Origin of the sequence: Pseudaminobacter soli (ex Li et al. 2025) (assembly GCF_003012705.1) — a bacterium.
Classification (GTDB): domain Bacteria; phylum Pseudomonadota; class Alphaproteobacteria; order Rhizobiales; family Rhizobiaceae; genus Pseudaminobacter; species Pseudaminobacter soli.
The window spans coordinates 212,569-229,277 of the sequence record NZ_PXYL01000006.1 but is presented as its reverse complement, the minus strand read 5'-3'; the positions used below and the strand labels follow the sequence as shown (position 1 = coordinate 229,277).

The window sequence follows — 16,709 nt, the reverse complement described above, 5'->3', positions numbered from 1 at the left end:
GGCAGCTCGACCAAACTTCACTGCCGCATCAAGCCCGGCAGTTCTTCGATGAACCGGTCGCGGACCTTGTGCCCCTTGGGGGACTCGGCCTTGTCCGTGCCGACCTGCATGCGGGCGAAAACGATTTGGCGGCCGTTCGCTTCCGCCCAGCCGACGAACCAGCCCAGCGGTCGGTTTCTGTTTGGTTTGCCGTCCTTGCCGGGCAGCCAGCCGCTGCCCGTCTTGCCGTGCACGACCCAGCCGTCCTTGGCCTCGAACTGCGGGATGATCGATTTGGTCATCGCGTAGGCCTTGTCGGACACGGGTAGCTGGCCCGCGAGCATGCGGCGCACGAAATCGGCCTGCTCGTCGGGCGAGATTTTTAGCGATGACAAGAGCCATGCATCGGTGAGGCCGTTGTTCTTGCCGGGGTCGCCTGAAACATCGGCATTGCCGTAGCCAAACTTGGAGACGTAGCCGGCGAAGCGCTTCTCGCCCAGCCGCCGCGTGATCTGGCGCGAGAACCAGAGGATGGAGTCCTTTTCCCAAATGGTGGGATCGACCGTCTTCTGGTCGCGCTTGACCGCCTTGAACTGGGGTTTGTAGTCCCAGCTCGGTGTGTGCTCGTCCTGCAGGATGCCGGCATCGTAGCCGATGAGCGCAAGCGGAAGCTTGAACGTCGAAAACGGATTGAAGCGTTCGCTGCATGTCCCTTCGCGATGCAGCGTCTTGCCGGTAGCCGCATCCAGTATGACGGTGCATTCGGGAACCTTGGCCGGCTGTGCCGCAACAGCCGGTGAGATGCCGAGCCAGCCCGCGACAGCGAGCAGCCCAAGCAGAAGTCTTGGTCTGAGCAGGATTGTCATTATATGTCCTCGTTCGCCCCCCGGCGCCGAAGAACTATCACTCGGATGGGAAATGAACGGTAAAGGCCGCACCGTCGCCCAGCTTCGAGCGTATCGTCAGATGCGCCTTATGCCGGGTGAGGATGTGCTTGACGATTGCGAGGCCGAGCCCTGTCCCCTTCTGGGTACGGCTGAGTTCGCCATCGATGCGATAGAAGCGCTCGGTGACGCGAGGAATGTGCTCCTCGGGGATGCCCGGGCCGAAATCGCGGATGGTGACGGTCGTCTCCTTTTCCGCATTCGTCTCCGGACCGACCATCGACACGATGACCCGACCGCCGGTCTGGCCGTATTTGCAGGCATTCTCGACAAGGTTCTCGAAAACCTGGAACAGCTCGTCGCGGTCGCCGAGGACGGCCGGGATGTCGTCGGCAAAGTCGCGCTCTATGACGACCCCGCTGTCCTTGGCCAGCGGCGTCAAAGAATCGATGACGCTTTCCACGACGCCGCGCAGGTCCACTGTCGCGCCGGGTTTCAAAAAGGGCTTCATCTCCAGTCGCGACAGCGACAGAAGATCGTCGATCAAACGTGCCATGCGCGCCGTCTGGTTTTGCATGATCTGCAGGAACTGGTCGCGCGCCTTGGCGTCGTCCCGGGCCGGCCCGCGCAGCGTCTCGACGAAGCCGGAGATCGACGCCAGCGGCGTGCGCAGCTCGTGGCTGGCGTTGGCGATGAAGTCGGCCCGCATGCGGTCGATACGGCGCGTCTCGCTCTGGTCCTTGAACACCATGACGTAGAAGCCGGTGCCCCGGCCGACGGCCGAAACGGTGACGCGAAACACCCGTTCGATCGGCACGCGCTCGGAATAATCCGTCTGGCGCGCGGTCGCGTGGCCGAACAGCACTGCCTGGATGATCTCCTGCATTTCAGGTGCACGGAATTTCAGAAGCAGCAATATGCCCGGATGCAAGGCGCCGAAGGCGGCGGTGGCTGCGGCATTGGCGTGGACGACGGCGCCGGCGCCATCGAACACGATCAGCGGATCGGTGACGGCGGCGGCAAGGTTTTCGCTCGACAGGCCGATCAACCCGCCCGAGTTGCTGACTTCCTCCGCCTCGACGCGGCGCTGGTCGGCCGTGCGGCTGGGCGCCAGCGCGGCAACGACGAACAAAGCGGCGATGACGCAGGCAACCACCCAGGGCCATTGGGGCAATGCGAGAAAGACGCCCAGGACTGCCGCCACACCGGCAGCAAGCATCCAACGGTTCTGGCGGAACCGATGGGCAAAGAGCCTGGCGGCGCGGCCGCGGCCATTGTCCCTGCTTGCAGCGCTCATGCGAATAAACCTCCTTGCCGGCCCATCACGCTCTCTCTGGACCCGGCGGACAGCACCCAATAGCATGAGTTGAAGAACAGGAAAGGTTCGCTGCGATGAAAAACGCCGAAGAGGCCGTCGAGGAAATCGCCAGTCGCGAGAACACAGTCAGCGTCGGCCCGCTGAAGCTCGAGGTCGACGGCAAGAAGCGCGTCTTCGACATCAACGATCCCAAGCTGCCCGACTGGATCGACAAGAAGGCCATAGGATCGGGCGGTTATCCCTATGACGACAAAATGCCCGTCAAGGAATACGAAGAGACGCTGCGGCGCCTCCAGATCGAGCTCGTGAAGCTGATTTCCTGGATGCAGACGACGGGAACCCGCGTGATGGCCCTTTTCGAAGGGCGCGATGCCGCCGGCAAGGGCGGCACGATCAAGGTGATGCACGAGTACATAAACCCGCGCACCGCGCACAATGTTGCGCTGACCAAGCCGACCGAAACCGAACGCGGCCAGTGGTACTATCAGCGCTATGTGGCCCACTTCCCGAGCGCGGGCGAATTCGTCACATTCGATCGCTCCTGGTACAACCGCGCCGGCGTGGAGCCGGTGATGGGCTTCTGCACGCCAAAGCAGCACGAGCACTTCCTCGAGGATACACCACGTTTCGAAAGGCAGATCGTCGGTGACGACATCCGCTTCTTCAAGTTCTGGCTGAACATCGGGCAGGAAATGCAGCTCAAGCGCTTTCACGAGCGCCGCCACAGCCCCCTGACCAATTGGAAGTTCTCGCCGATGGACGTCGAGGGCATGACCAGATGGGATGCCTACACCGAGGCGCGCGACCAGATGATCGATCGCACACATACCGAACACGCCCCATGGACGATCGTGCGTGCCAACGACAAGCGGCGCGCGCGGCTGGAGGTGATGCGCCACATCCTGCTCAGCCTGCCCTATGACGATCGCGACCTCGAAGCGGTCGGCAAGCGTGACGAAAAACTGGTCGGCGAGGGGCCGAAATTCCTCAAGAAGATATCCTAAGTAGCCTCCGCCCTACTCGAAAGCTCTAAAGGTTCGCCTTCGCTGCCCGGCGGTGGGCGGTCTTCTCCCAATGGTGAGGCCGCTGCCACAATTGCCAGACCGAGCGCCAGGCGGCGAGCGAGATCATCAGCCAATAGACCGGAATGAACAGAACCACTTTCCAGTACCCTTTCCGCTCCGAAGGCAGCAGCGTTCGCCAGCCGAGAAGCAGGAAGGATAGGTAGCCGCAGGCGATATTGAAGATGTCGAGCGGCGAAAGTCTGGATTCCCACGGATCGAGCGGCTTGCCCGCTGCGATGTCCAAAAGCGTGTCCAGCACCATCGCCACAAGCAACGGGTGGGTCAGGGCCGAAATTATCAGTCCGGCGAAGAGGATCTGGGCGATCACGAAGGAGCCAAAGCCAACCTCGCCAACGAGCCGGGACGGGCTGCGCATATGGACCAGCCAGGTCTGGACCCAGCCCTTGAACCATCTAGTCCGCTGTGGCAACCACGTGCCGAAATCTTCGGGCGCATCCTCCAGCGTGGGGCACGAGATGGTTTCCGACCTATAGCCGAAGCGCGCCAGCCGCAGACCGAGATCGGCGTCTTCGGTGACGTTGTGCGGATCCCAGCCGCCGACCTTCTCCAGCGCCTCGCGACGGAAATGGTTCGATGTGCCGCCGAGCGGCAGCACCAATCCCTTGCGCGCCAGCCAGGGCAGCAAGCCTCGAAACAGGGCAGCGTATTCGAAGAAGAACATCCGCGATATCAATGAGCCGTTGGGATTGGCAATTTCCAGCGGCGCCTGGACGCAAGCGAGGCTTTCGTCGCTGTCGCGAAACCGTTGCCAGGCCTGTATGAGCTGCGAAGGATGAGGATGGTCCTCCGCATCGAACAACGCCACGATCTCCCCACGTGCGATCGGCAGGGCATACGCCAGTGCTTTGGGCTTGGTGCGCGGACCATATAGCGGCGTTTCGATCACCTCGATATGCGGCGGAAGCGGACGGGCGCGTATTGCCGCCAGCGTGGCGCGGTCGTCGGCCTCGCAGACCAGCTTTATCTCCAGCTTGCTCCTTGGCCAGGTGAGACGCGCCAGGGAGTCGAGCAGGCCCGGAACCATCTCGGCTTCATCATAAAGGGCGATCAGCACCGAATAGACCGGCATCTCGCCGGCTTCGGCAGGTCGCATTTCGGCCGTGCTCGGCGGTTGCGCAGTCGGCAGGGCTGCAAAGCGAAGAGCGATGCATGCAAGATAGCAGATGGAAAAAATGAAATGGACGAAGCCGTATGCCGCAGACGGGGTGATCAGGATCGCTGCCGCCAAGGCGGCCATGGCAACTCCCCAAACCATCCCTTGCCAGGCATTCGCGACGATGCGCGCCGAATACTGAGGGTATTTCTCGAACAGGCCGCGTGCAGCGGCCCGGACCAACAGCGGCTCGGCTCGCGCCAGCAGTGCCTTGCGCAACGCACCAGGTGTCGTAAGCTTGAGCTGAGTGTACAGTCCAGGACAGTGCGTTATCAGCGCCCGAAAAGCGCCCATGCACAGCCGCTCGGGCGCAATCACATGGAAAATCCCATCGTCCCCCTCGACCCTCACGGGTCTATAGTCGTTGCTGCTTTGCAGCAGCGTAAGGCAATGGGCCTCGCGCAGGATCAGTTTGTCGGGATTTATCCGCTCCACAAAGGACAGGCCGATTTCGTCGGCGAGTGCTCTGAAGAAGGCCTCCTCAGTGACAAGGCCGGAAGCCAGCAGCTCCGTCTGGAAGTCCGTGCCATTGACGCGAGCCCGCACGGCGGCGGATAGCGCGATATCCGGCGCAACCTTCAGCCGCTGCAGGAGCGGCTGCCATTCCTCCTGATCGGGAAAGGACAGGCTTTCCAGCAAGGTCGGCGCCGGTGCGCTGGGCGCAGGGCGAGTGGGTCGGGGGTGCAGAGGCACTCTTTCAAAGGTGCCCCAGCCGTCAGCTGTCGCGTCAAACAAAGCCACGACACCGCACCCACCATCGGAGGCTCACTGCTGCGGTATCGATCTGAGGTGGCGACGCGGCAGGAGCCGACAGTCGAGTCTTTAAAAGACCCTCTGGCGGCGTATGACAGAATGCAACGTCAATGCGATTGTTCATGGCAACATCCCCCAATGTTGCAAGTCCCCGAAAAGATCGTATGCACGTAACCGAAATTGATCCACGTACCGGTGATTGTATCTTTGCTAAGCCAAAAGGCGTAGGCAATCGGCTAGGCCAGGGTGGAAATCTGCTCAATTGGCGCTATGAAATAGTGGTCTGCCGGCCTTTATTCGTCCCGTTCAGCCGAGGGCCTTCTGGTGAAGCTTCGATCTCTGTCCCTTGTCGCGTGTGCCTTGGCGACCCTCGCCCTGCCCGCCCGTGCGGCCGAACCGCAGGTGCCGGTGTTCTGGGATACCAAGGAGCGGCTGGCCAAGCCCGACCTGTCGTCGCTCGATCGCCTGCGCTTCCTGACGACCACCGATTTTCCGCCCTTCAACTTCCTCGACGCCGGTGGGCGCCTGTCTGGCCTGCATGTCGACCTGGTGCGCGCCATTTGCAGCGAGCTCGGCATCGCGGACAAATGCCAGATCCAGGCCCTGCCATGGGGCGAGCTGGAGCAGGCGCTGCAGAAGGGCGAAGGCGAGGCAATTATCGCAGGTATTGCGGTGACGGAAGAAGCGCGCACCAAATATGCCTTCTCGCGCCCCTATCTTCAGTTTCCGGCCCGCTTCATCATGCCCAAGGATGCGGTCTTTACCGAGCCGCTCTACAGCAAGATCGCCGGCAAGGAGATCGGCGTCATGGCCGGGTCGGCGCATGAGCGCATGCTGCGCGATTATTTTCCCAACGCAAAAGTGGTGACCTATGACAAGCAGGAAGCGCTGTTCAGCGACCTGAAAAAGGGCAAGATCGCCGCCGTCTATGGCGACGGTATGCGGCTCGGTTTCTGGCTCGTCGGCTCCGACGCGGCCGACTGCTGCCGCTTCGCCGGCGGTCCATATCTCGCGCCCGAATATCTCGGTAACGGCCTTGCCATCGCGGTGAAGGCCGACAATCCGGCGCTGGCGGACGCGTTCAACTACGCGTTGCACGCACTTTCGGTGAAGGGAACCTTCGCCGAACTCTATCTGCGATATTTTCCGGTCAGTTTCTACTGAATTCCCGGTCAGCCGGCCGGCGGTTCGGCTGGAACGGTAGCAGCAGCGACCAGCCAATACGTGAGGGCTGATCGCCGCGCCATTCGTCGAGCCCGATCGTCATGCCTTCATGGCCGCGCTTCGGGGCGGCGACATAGGTATGGAACAGCCGATCCCAGAACGGAAAATTGAAGCCGTAGTTGGAGTCGGTCTCGGGTTGATCCGAGGAATGGTGGACCCTGTGCATGTCGGGCGTGACAATGACACGGCGCAGCCGGCGGTCGATACGCGGGGCGATCCGCACATTGGAGTGGTTGAACATCGAGGTGCCGTTGAGCACGACCTCGAAGACGAGCACGGCCAGCACCGGAGGCCCAAGCGCCACGACAACCGCTGCTTTCCAGACCATGGACAGCACGATCTCCAGCGGGTGGAAGCGCAGGCCGGTGGTGACGTCGAAGCCGGTGTCGGCGTGGTGCATCCGATGGATGCGCCACAGGATCGGAATCTTGTGGCTGGCGACGTGTTCAAGCCAGACGGCGAAGTCGAGCACGACGAAGGCGATGATGCCGGCAAGCCAGGGCTGGACGCCCGCCATACGCAGCAGTCCCCACCCGTGCGCTTGCGCCCAGACCGCGGCGCCGACAGCCGCCGCAGGGAAGACCACGCGCAAAACCAGCGAAGAGATGAGGACCATCGACAGGTTGGTCACCCAGCGGCGCGACTTCATCGCGCCCGCCATTTCCGCCCGCTCCAACCTTGGCGACCAAAGCTCGAAAAATGCCATGGTGAGGAAGATCGCCAGGAAGGCGCCGGCGCGAACGGCAAGTTCGGAAGGGATCGCATTCATCGCTTGCCCCTCCCCCCTTGTCTCAGGTCAGCATGCGGTGGCGCGCCTTGGCCGCGCGCTCGACGGCCGCGACGGTCGGCTTGTCGATAGCGAGATGCCGGCGCAGCAGCTGAAGCACGCGCACCTCTTCAAGTCGGATCTCGAGATCGACTGCAGCCACCTCAAGGGCTGCGGCATAGGCGGTGTCATGCAGGCGCTCGGGGATCGCCTTGGCCGCAAGGACGAGCACACCGTCCAGCCCGGCAGGCTCCTGCAAAAGCTTCTGGCAATCCTGCGCGACGCGCACCAGCCTGTCCTCATTGAAGTCTTCGAATACAGGCCATGTGCGCACGACGTCGCCGATGCGCGCCAATTCCAAGTCGGTCATGTCGCGGTCCGCGGCCGAGGTGATGACCATCAGGTAGATCAGGGCTTCCTGGGCAGTGGGCTTGGACATTTTGCGGCGCGATCCTCATGTTTGCGATGCGCCGAAGGTAGGTAGGCGGCCCGCTGGCCGCAAGGAAAAATGCCTGTAATCGTTGACGCCCAACGCCCGCCCGCTTAGAGACCTTTGGCACACTCCGTTCCAGCGGGCGCGCCCGATGCGGTCGCCCGCCTCAACACGTGAGTTTGGCAAGCCTCCACAAACACGCTGGCCGGCGGGCTTCGCCGGCAAACGATGCAGGAACAGCGACATGACGGGATCAAACATGATCGATCTCAACCCCGAAATCCTCGCGGCGGCCGCCGAAAGCAAAGCCTGGCCGTTCGAGGAGGCGCGCAAAATCATCGCGCGTTATAAAGGTCGCGAGTTCCCCAAAACGGTGCTGTTCGAAACCGGCTACGGCCCGTCGGGCCTGCCGCATATCGGCACCTTCGGCGAGGTTGCGCGCACGACCATGGTGCGCCACGCCTTCCGCGTGCTGACCGAGGACAAGGTCGCCACCAAGCTGATCTGCTTCTCGGACGACATGGACGGCATGCGCAAGATTCCGGACAGCGTTCCGGACCGCGCCGCGCTCGAGCCCTATCTGCACATTCCGCTTTCATCCGTCCCGAACCCGTTCGGCGGCGACTATGAGAGCTTCGCGGACCACAACAACGCGATGCTGTGCCGCTTCCTCGATACGTTCGGCTTCGACTACGAATTCGCCAGCGCGACGCAGTACTACAAGTCGGGCCGCTTCGACGAAATGCTGCTGCTCGCAGCCGAACGCTACGACCAGATCATGGCGGTGATGCTGCCCACTCTCGGCGAAGAACGCCAGGCGACCTACAGCCCCTTCCTGCCGATCTCACCCAAGAGCGGCCGCGTGCTCTACGTGCCGATGAAGCATGTCGACGCGAAAGCTGGCACCATCACCTTCGACGACGAGGACGGGACCGAGACCACGCTGTCGGTGAAGGGCGGCAATGTGAAGCTGCAGTGGAAGCCGGATTTCGGCATGCGCTGGGCGGCATTGGCCGTCGATTTCGAGATGTTCGGCAAGGACCACCAGACCAACGCGGCGATCTACGATCGCATCTGCAACATCCTGGGCGGCCGCGCGCCGGAGCATTTCGTCTACGAACTGTTCCTCGACGAGAACGGCCAGAAGATCTCGAAGTCGAAGGGCAATGGCCTCACCATCGACGAGTGGCTGACCTATGCGACGACCGAGAGCCTGGGTCTCTACATGTTCCAGCGGCCGCGGCAGGCGAAAAAGCTGTACTTCGACGTCATCCCCAAGGCGGTGGACGAATATTACAGCTTCCTGTCCGCCTATCCGAAGCAGGACTGGAAAAACCGCCTCGGCAACCCCGTCTGGCACATGCATAACGGCCAGCCGCCGGTCATCGACCTACCAGTGCCGTTCTCGCTACTGCTCAATCTGGTCAGCGCTTCCAACGCCCAGACCAAGGACGTGCTGTGGGGCTTCATCTCACGCCATGCGCCGGACGTCACCCCTGCCTCGCATCCCGAACTCGACAAGCTGGCGGACTATGCGATCCGCTACTTCGACGATTTCGTGAAGCCGACCAAGGTCTACCGTGCGCCCGACGAAGTCGAGCAGGAGGCGCTTGCGAAGCTGTCGGATGCGTTGGCGGCACTGCCGGCCGGAGCGGACAGCGAGGCGATCCAGAACGCGTCGCTCAACGTCGCCCGCAAGATCGAGCGCTACCAGGATCACACCAAGCAAAGCCCGGAAGGCGGCCCCGGCGTGTCCGTCGCCTTCTTCCAGATGATCTACCAGGTGTTGATCGGCCAGGAACGCGGTCCGCGCTTCGGCTCCTTCGCTGCGCTCTACGGCATCGCCGAGACACGCGCCCTCATTGAGAAGGCGCTGAAAGGTCAGTTGGCGGCGTAGCCGTCAGCTCGGGTTGCGGCAGCGGCACAGGCGCTTTGACCGGGCGCGGCAATGCCGGTTGCCTCGGCTTGAGCCATGGCGCTTCGCCGTAAATGCCTAGCTTTTCCGCTCGCGCCTTTTCGCCGGCCCTTGCATAGGGGCCGGCGGCCTGTGCCCGCGCCCAGCCGTTCTTGACCAGCCAGGCGCCGGCATCTTCGCGCCCGACGCTGCATTTGGTAAGAACCGCACGCCCCGCCGGCTGGGCAGGCACCAGGCAGGTGACTGCGCGATCGCGCAGCCAGGCACGAAATTCCGTCAAGGCGCGCGCGCCGCACGGCCAGGACCTGCCATTGTAGACGCACTTCTCATTGAGCTTCGGCGGGTTCACGCCCGTGAGGATTAGCGTGTAGCCCATGGCGTCGATGGTGCCGGTTTCCGTCGCGCGCGGGCGATAGAGCACCTTCAGCCGGCCCTGCTCCTGCATTGGCAACATAGCGATGGACACGTCGCCGATGGTCGGCTGCTCTTTCGGCGCTCTATGGCGCTTGGTGCCATGCGCGGCCACGGCCAGCATTTGCGCGTACCCGCTGACGCTCTCTGAATCGGGTTCGGTTGCTTTGATCAGCTCGGCTCTATCTCTCGGCAGGACCAGGTCGATCTTCGACACAGTGCGCACTTCGGTGGCCGAGACATTCAATTTCGGAGATGCCGGTCCAGCTTCATTGGAACTTACGACGCGGCCGCCGGCTACAATCGCTCCCCCCATAGCCACGAGTGAAACGGCGGAGACAAGAAGGACAGCCGGACTCATGGCCCGCTCCTTTCCATTGGCTCGCTACTGGCTATCGGCTCGCTACTGACTTGCCCAGACGATGCGTGCCAGCCAGTCTACCTCTTCCATGGCAAGGCTTCGGTCCGGATGCTCGGGATTGATCGAGACGAGCTCGATCCCGCTTACGCTGCGGCGCGCAAGCACCTTGGCCATGACCTCGCCCGATCGCGTCTTGACCACGACGCGGTCGCCCTTGCGTATGGGCGCACCCGGCTCGACGATCAGCACGTCGCCATTGCGGTAGAGCGGCAGCATCGAGTCGCCCTGAACCTGGAGCGCGTAGGAATTCTCGGTCGTGCGCGCGGGCAATTCGACCAGATCCCAGCCCTGGCCCGCGGGAAAACCGGCATCGTCGAAAAAGCCGCCGGCGCCCGCCTGGGCAAAGCCGAGCAACGGGACCGTGGAGGTCTGGACGGGCAGGCTGTCGTCTTTCCTGTCGTCCCTGCTGCGCCCTTCCACCAACCCGAGAAATTCCTCGAGCGTGGAATTAGTGGCCTCGAGTATCTTGGCAAGGGACTCCGTCGACGGCCAGCGCGGGCGACCGTCTGCAGAAGCGCGTTTCGACTTGTTGAAGGCCGTGGAATCGAGGCCCGCACGCTTGGCCAGCCCCGAGGCTGACAGCGAATAACGGTCAGCCAGCGCATCGATGGCGGCCCAGACTCGCTCATGGGAGAGCATGGCTTGCTCCCTTCGGAAACAGGAAAAAATACCTTTCCTGCTATCTACCCCTCGCCATGTGCCTTGTCCATACATTGAGACATCCGAAACCGGTTGAGTGCCAGCCGTCCTGCAACGCGCGCCCCCCATTTCCTGTTGTCGTGCCAGTGTTCGCTAATCTCATCAGGCCTCGTTCAGCATGGCCTTGAGGCCGGCCCTCATGTCCTCGACATTCATCACCGGCGTCAGGTCGATCTTGGCGTTGAAGCCATTGAAAAACGGCTCGGCGATGGTCGGCATCACCGTCACATCTTTCAGGTCGAAAAAGATGAAGGCGGTGCGATTGCCATCCTCGAGCGTGAAGTAGGCTGCCTCAGGCCGAAGCTTGGCAAATGCCTTTTCCATGATGGTGGGGAGGCTGCCGTCCCTGATGGTGCGATTGCCCTCGGCAACCGGGATCGAGATCTTCAGCAACATACGCATGATCAATCCTTTCCGGCTGACATACGTAACGAGATGACTTTACCACTTTGGCTCCCTTGGCGGAAGCAAAGTGGGCGCCCTCAGCACCGGCTTGGTCAAGATTTGACGAGACGGCGCACCGCTACATATCCCTCTCGCACCCGGTTCGAAGCAGCCATGTACGCACTGGTCGTTCTTCTCCTGATGCTGGTTATGCCCGCTGGATCGATCCTGACGGAATATTTCCACTCGGAGGAAACGGCTTCGCTGTTGCCGCTCGTCGGCAAGTGGTTCGTGTTCTGGATGGTCGGGATTCGGCTGCTGCTGGCCGGGCTCAGGCAGTTCTTCCAGCCGAGCTTCACCGCAAGGCGGATCTTCGGCATCGAAAGCGGCGACGTCCTGCCTTTCGTGCGGGAGCTCGGCGTGGCGAATTTCTCGACCGGCGTCGTCGGCACGCTCTCGCTTGTGGCGCCGAGCTTCGTGCTGCCGATGGCGATCGTTGGCGCCCTGTTCTACGGCATTGCGGGCATCCGGCATGCCACGGACACCGACCGAAACGTCAAACAGAATGTCGCGATGGTGAGCGACCTGTTCGCCTGCGTGGTTCTGGCGATTTTTGCCCTGCTGACGCTGTGGCGGCTGAGCTAGCCGCTACCAAAGGTTCCGAAAAACGGCTAGCCACCCTGCTTGGTCAGCGCGCGCAAGCCGGTGTGAGAGGCGAGGAAGATGCGCTCGGCCTCTGTAGGCGGGCGCGCGGTGGCGGTGCGGCCGAGAGCCCTCAACACCTCGTCGAACTCGACGAAGCGGCGATTGCGCCGATCGTAGATGCCGGCCGTGGTCAGCACCAGCGCGGCTGTTTCGCCGCTGTCGAGCACGAATTTGTGCCGGCCGATGATCTGCGTGCCCTCCCAGGTTTCGACTGTCGAGACGACCTCGAACCTCCGCCAGAGCCGGATTTCGCGCACGAAGACGGTCTGCAGACCGCCCAGCATGGGGGCCCAGCCTTTTTCGCGCGCGAGCGCGATGAGGCCGGTGCGGAAAAAGATGTCGATGCGGCCCACATCGGCCAGCATCAGATAACGGGCATTGTTGAGATGAAGATTGAAGTCGATGTCGGTCGGCAGGCAGCGGAAGCTCAGCCGGCTCTCGTCGCCCATGCGGTAGTCGCCGCGGCTGCCAGTGGTGAGCGCCATCCTGGCAAGACGAGCCCAGACATACATTTCAATTCACCTGTGTGATGCCACCTCATTTTCCCGCATCGGGAAATCCGCGGCCTATGTAGCAAGCCGGGCGAGATCGGAAAATCTCGCCCGGCCAGCGATCTATCTGCCGCAGCAGGCTGGAGCAACCCGCATTAGGCCGCCTTCTTGGCCTCTTCCTTCGGATAGGGGCTGAAGCGCTGGTAGAAGGTCTCGCCCTTCTCGGCCATATCCAGGAGAAGCTTGGGCGCCTTGAACTCGGCGCCGTATTTCTTCTGCAGCGCCTTGGCGAGCTTGACGAAATTCTTCGCGCCAACGCCGTCGATGTAGGACAGCGTGCCGCCCGTATAGGGCGCGAAGCCGAAGGCCAGGATGGAACCGACATCGGCCTCCCGCGGATCGGTGACGATACCCTCCTCCATCACGCGCGCAGCCTCGAGCGCGATGACGGCGAGCAAGCGTTGTTTCAGCTCCTCGAAATCGATCTTGTCGGGGTTCTGCTGCTTGTAGAGGTCCTTCAGGCCAGGCCAAAGGTGCTTCTTGGCCGGCTTTTCCGGATAGTCGTAGAAGCCCTTGCCATTCTTGCGGCCGAAGCGACCATACTTGTCGACCATCGTGTCGATGAGCTTCATCTGCTCGGGGTCGACCGCCTTCTCGCCGAGATCGCGAATGGTCTGCTTCATGATCTTCTGCGCAAGGTCGATGGCCGTCTCGTCGGCGAGCGACAGCGGGCCGACCGGCATGCCGGCCGCACGCGCGGCATTCTCGATCATCGGTGCCGGCACGCCCTCGATCAGCATCTTGAAGGCTTCAGACATATAGCGCAGCACGCAGCGGTTGACGTAGAAGCCGCGCGTGTCGTTGACCACGATCGGCGTCTTCTTGATGGCGCGGACATAGTCGATCGCCACGGCAAGCGCCTTGTCGCCCGTCTTCTTGCCGAGGATGATTTCCACCAGCATCATCTTGTCGACCGGCGAGAAGAAGTGGATGCCGACGAAATTCTTCGGCCGAACCGAGTTCTTCGCCAGCGAGGTGATCGGGATGGTCGACGTGTTGGAGGCAAAGACCGCCGAAGACTTCAGCACGGCCTCGGCCTTCTCGGTGGCCGCCTTCTTGACCTCGGAATCCTCGAACACCGCCTCTACGACGAGGTCGCAGCCTTCGAGCGCGGCATAGTCGTCGCTCGGCGTGATGAGCGACAGCAGCTTTTCCTTCTCCTCGGGCTTGGCGCGGCCCTTCTTGACCTGCTCGGAGATGAGCGCGTCCGAATGCGCCTTGCCTTTTTCGGCCGAGGGAATGTCGCGGTCGATCAGCACGACCGGGATACCGGCCTTGGCGGTGACATAGGCAATACCCGCACCCATGAAGCCGGCGCCGATGACGCCGATCTTCTTGAACTTGGTCGGGGCAACGCCCTCGGGGCGACGTGCGCCCTTGTTGAGCTCCTGCAGCGACACGAAAAGCGAGCGGATCATCGCCGCCGCTTCCTTCGACTGCATGATCTCGGTGAAATAGCGCTGCTCGATCTTGAGCCCCGTGTCGAAGGGCACCAGAAGGCCCTCATAGACGCATTTCAGGATCGCGGCTGCGGCGGGGTAGTTGCCGTAGGTCTCGCGGCGCAGGATGGCGATTGCGGGCGGCCACAGATTGGCACCAGCGGCCGAATAGACGGGACCTCCCGGCAGCTTGAAACCCTTTTCATCCCAGGGCTGCACCGGCTTCAGGCCGGCGGCGATCATCGCCTTGGCCGACTCGACCAGCTTGGCGGGCTCGACCACGGCGTGGATGAGACCCATTCCCTTGGCCTTCTGCGGTGTTAGGTTCTGACCCGAGGTCAGCATCTGCAGCGCCGACTGCGGATCGGCCAGCCTCGGCACGCGCTGGGTGCCGCCGGCGCCCGGGAAGATGCCGACCTTTACTTCCGGAAGGGCCATCTTGACGCCGTCGCTGTCTGCGGCAACGCGACCGTGACAGGCCAGCGACATTTCAAAGGCGCCGCCCATGCAGGTGCCGTTGATGGCCGAGACCCAGGGTTTTCCGCTGGTTTCGAGCTTGCGGAAGAGCTGGCTCATGCGGCCTGCATTGTCGAACAAGAGCTTGATCGCCTTGTCGGGATCCTTGGCCTTCTCCTTCTGGAACAGGCCGAGCATCTTCTGCAGCATGGTGAGGTCGGCGCCGCCCGAGAAGGAATCCTTGCCCGAGGTGATGACCGCGCCCTTGATGGCAGCGTCGCCGGCGACCTGGTCGATGATCGAGCTGAGCTCGTCCATCACCTCTTCGGTGAAGACGTTCATCGACCGGTCGGGCATGTCCCAGGTGACGAGAGCGATGCCTTCGGCGTCGGTTTCGAGAGTAAAGTTCTTGTAGGCCATTTTTGTCTCCCCTCTCCTGTCAGACGCGTTCGATGATGGTGGCAGTGCCCATGCCGGCGCCGATGCACAGCGTGACCAGCGCGGTGTTGAGGTTGCGCCGCTCTAACTCGTCGAGCACGGTGCCGAAGATCATTGCGCCGGTGGCGCCGAGCGGGTGGCCCATGGCAATGGCGCCGCCATTGACGTTGATCCTGTCATGTGGAATGTCGAAGGCCTGCATGTAGCGCAGCACAACCGAGGCAAAGGCCTCGTTGAGCTCGAACAGGTCGATGTCCGACAGCTTCATCTTGGCGCGCTTGAGCAGCTTTTCGGTGACGTCGACCGGGCCGGTCAGCATCAGCACCGGCTCGGAGCCGATATTGGCGAAGGCGCGGATGCGGGCGCGCGGCTTCAGGCCCATCGCCTTGCCGGCCTTCTTGGAGCCGAGCAGCACGGCGGCCGCGCCGTCGACGATGCCGGACGAATTGCCGGCGTGGTGCACGTGGTTGACCGCCTCGATCTCGGGGTGCTTCTGCACCGCGACCGCGTCGAAGCCGCCCATTTCGCCCGGCATGACGAAAGACGGATTGAGAGAGGCCAGCCCCTGCATGTCGGTGGTCGGGCGCATATGCTCGTCATGGTCGAGGATGGTGAGGCCGTTCTGATCCTTGACCGGGATCACCGAGTTCTTGAAGTAGCCCTTTTCCCAGGAATTGGCAGCGCGCTTCTGGCTCTCGACCGCGTAGGCGTCCACGTCGTCGCGCGAAAAGCCGTATTTGGTGGCGATGAGGTCGGCCGAGATGCCCTGCGGCACGAACCAGGCCGGCAGGCCGACCGAAGGGTCCATGAACCAGGCACCGCCCGACATGCCCATGCCCACGCGGCTCATCGACTCCACGCCGCCGGCAATCACGATTTCGTCGGCGCCCTGGGCGATCTTGGCCGCGCCGAAATTGATGGCGTCGAGGCCCGAGGCGCAGAAGCGCGAGATCTGCATGCCCGGCGCCTTGTTGTCGAAGCCTGCCTCGAAGGCGGCCGCGCGCGGGATTACGGAGCCGGCCTCGCCGACCGGATCGACGCAGCCGAAGATGATGTCGTCGACCTGCGCGGTGTCGAGCCCGTTGCGATCGCGGATGGCTTCCAGCGTACGGGCTGCCAGCCGCACAGCTGGAACCTCGTGTAGCGAACCGTCCTTCTTGCCGCGCCCGCGCGGGGTGCGCACGGCATCATAGACATATGCATCGGCCATGGTGACGTTACCTCCTGAAATCTCAATCTTCCGGTGCGACGATGACTTCGCTCTTCACCGAGTTGGCAATGAAGCAGGCGTCGTGCGCCTGCCTGTGAATTTCCGCGAGCTTTGCCCTGTCTCCGCGGATTTCGACTTCCGGGCGCAAGGTGACGCGGGTGATGGCGATGCGGCCTTCCGCATTCTTCTCCAGAAGACCTTCCGCCTTGTCGTGGTAGGACAGGACCTCGATACCGGCCCGCCGGGCAAAATCCAGGAACCAGAGCATGTGGCAGGAAGCCAGCGAGGCGACGAACATCTCCTCGGGATCGACTGCAGCTTTCGAGGCATAGGGCTCGCGCACCACTGTAGGCGCGGGCGAGCCGAGGAAACTGGTTCCGCCGTCGAAGGCGATCTGATGCACACGGCTATAGCGGCCGGTTGAAAACTGGTCGTCGTCACCCGGCTTCCAGCTCAGTTCCGCGGTGTGGATCGACATGGCTTCC

Annotated in this window: 16 protein-coding genes; 4 read left to right on the top strand and 12 right to left on the bottom strand. The window is 62.6% G+C overall.

What is annotated here, in order from left to right; all coding sequences use genetic code 11:
• Positions 1 to 17: 17 nt before the first annotated feature.
• Positions 18 to 845 (bottom strand): class D beta-lactamase, encoded by an 828-nt coding sequence (gene blaOXA / locus C7I85_RS14300; RefSeq protein WP_106724660.1) that lies wholly within the window; start codon positions 843 to 845, stop codon positions 18 to 20.
• A gap of 37 nt (positions 846 to 882) precedes the next feature.
• Positions 883 to 2,160: a sensor histidine kinase gene (locus tag C7I85_RS14295; protein WP_106724659.1), complete on the bottom strand. Its 1,278-nt coding sequence runs from the start codon at positions 2,158 to 2,160 to the stop codon at positions 883 to 885.
• A gap of 95 nt (positions 2,161 to 2,255) precedes the next feature.
• On the opposite strand from C7I85_RS14295, the gene ppk2 reads away from it, so the two are divergent.
• Complete coding sequence (gene ppk2, locus C7I85_RS14290; protein ID WP_106724658.1) at positions 2,256 to 3,185, top strand: polyphosphate kinase 2; 930 nt, start codon at positions 2,256 to 2,258, stop codon at positions 3,183 to 3,185.
• A 25-nt stretch (positions 3,186 to 3,210) separates the two neighbouring features.
• Here the strand turns inward: ppk2 and C7I85_RS14285 are convergent, their stop codons facing one another.
• Positions 3,211 to 5,058 (bottom strand): glycosyltransferase, encoded by a 1,848-nt coding sequence (locus C7I85_RS14285; RefSeq protein WP_106724657.1) that lies wholly within the window; start codon positions 5,056 to 5,058, stop codon positions 3,211 to 3,213.
• Positions 5,059 to 5,532: 474 nt separating this feature from the next.
• Between C7I85_RS14285 and C7I85_RS14280 the strand changes: the two genes are divergently transcribed.
• Entirely contained in the window at positions 5,533 to 6,336 is an 804-nt protein-coding gene (locus C7I85_RS14280; RefSeq protein WP_245444943.1) for a transporter substrate-binding domain-containing protein, read from the top strand.
• Here the strand turns inward: C7I85_RS14280 and C7I85_RS14275 are convergent.
• Together C7I85_RS14275 and C7I85_RS14270 are read right to left on the bottom strand one after the other, a co-directional pair.
• On the bottom strand, positions 6,323 to 7,165 hold the full coding sequence (locus C7I85_RS14275; protein ID WP_106724656.1) for a sterol desaturase family protein: 843 nt from the start codon (positions 7,163 to 7,165) through the stop codon (positions 6,323 to 6,325). The two genes, C7I85_RS14280 and C7I85_RS14275, sit on opposite strands and share 14 nt — an antisense overlap.
• 22 nt (positions 7,166 to 7,187) lie before the next feature.
• The gene (locus tag C7I85_RS14270) at positions 7,188 to 7,601 is read right to left on the bottom strand and encodes a tellurite resistance TerB family protein (RefSeq protein ID WP_106724655.1); all 414 of its coding nucleotides are present in this window, start codon (positions 7,599 to 7,601) and stop codon (positions 7,188 to 7,190) included.
• A gap of 238 nt (positions 7,602 to 7,839) precedes the next feature.
• Between C7I85_RS14270 and C7I85_RS14265 the strand changes: the two genes are divergently transcribed.
• On the top strand, positions 7,840 to 9,492 hold the full coding sequence (locus C7I85_RS14265) for a lysine--tRNA ligase (RefSeq protein ID WP_106724654.1): 1,653 nt from the start codon (positions 7,840 to 7,842) through the stop codon (positions 9,490 to 9,492).
• Here the strand turns inward: C7I85_RS14265 and C7I85_RS14260 are convergent.
• From C7I85_RS14260 to C7I85_RS14250, 3 genes are all read right to left on the bottom strand, one after another.
• Positions 9,455 to 10,282 carry a thermonuclease family protein gene (locus C7I85_RS14260; RefSeq protein WP_146148879.1) on the bottom strand — a complete coding sequence of 276 codons (828 nt, stop codon included), beginning with the start codon at positions 10,280 to 10,282 and terminating at the stop codon, positions 9,455 to 9,457. The two genes, C7I85_RS14265 and C7I85_RS14260, sit on opposite strands and share 38 nt — an antisense overlap.
• A 42-nt stretch (positions 10,283 to 10,324) precedes the next feature.
• On the bottom strand, positions 10,325 to 10,981 hold the full coding sequence (locus C7I85_RS14255; RefSeq protein WP_106724652.1) for a S24 family peptidase: 657 nt from the start codon (positions 10,979 to 10,981) through the stop codon (positions 10,325 to 10,327).
• Positions 10,982 to 11,143: 162 nt separating this feature from the next.
• Entirely contained in the window at positions 11,144 to 11,443 is a 300-nt protein-coding gene (locus tag C7I85_RS14250; RefSeq protein WP_181257180.1) for a hypothetical protein, read from the bottom strand.
• A gap of 156 nt (positions 11,444 to 11,599) precedes the next feature.
• Here C7I85_RS14250 and C7I85_RS14245 point away from each other — a divergent pair, with 156 nt between their 5' ends.
• Entirely contained in the window at positions 11,600 to 12,070 is a 471-nt protein-coding gene (locus C7I85_RS14245; RefSeq protein WP_106724650.1) for a DUF6790 family protein, read from the top strand.
• A 26-nt stretch (positions 12,071 to 12,096) separates the two neighbouring features.
• Here C7I85_RS14245 and C7I85_RS14240 read toward each other — a convergent pair whose 3' ends face one another.
• The 4 genes from C7I85_RS14240 to C7I85_RS14225 form a co-directional block, all read right to left on the bottom strand.
• Positions 12,097 to 12,642, bottom strand: a complete 546-nt coding sequence (locus tag C7I85_RS14240) for a thioesterase family protein (protein WP_106724649.1) — start codon at positions 12,640 to 12,642, stop codon at positions 12,097 to 12,099.
• A gap of 134 nt (positions 12,643 to 12,776) precedes the next feature.
• The gene (locus C7I85_RS14235) at positions 12,777 to 14,996 is read right to left on the bottom strand and encodes a 3-hydroxyacyl-CoA dehydrogenase NAD-binding domain-containing protein (protein WP_106724648.1); all 2,220 of its coding nucleotides are present in this window, start codon (positions 14,994 to 14,996) and stop codon (positions 12,777 to 12,779) included.
• A gap of 19 nt (positions 14,997 to 15,015) precedes the next feature.
• Positions 15,016 to 16,224 (bottom strand): acetyl-CoA C-acetyltransferase, encoded by a 1,209-nt coding sequence (locus tag C7I85_RS14230; protein WP_106724647.1) that lies wholly within the window; start codon positions 16,222 to 16,224, stop codon positions 15,016 to 15,018.
• 22 nt (positions 16,225 to 16,246) lie between these two features.
• Positions 16,247 to 16,702 (bottom strand): OsmC family protein, encoded by a 456-nt coding sequence (locus tag C7I85_RS14225; RefSeq protein ID WP_106724646.1) that lies wholly within the window; start codon positions 16,700 to 16,702, stop codon positions 16,247 to 16,249.
• Between the last annotated feature and the right edge of the window lie 7 nt (positions 16,703 to 16,709).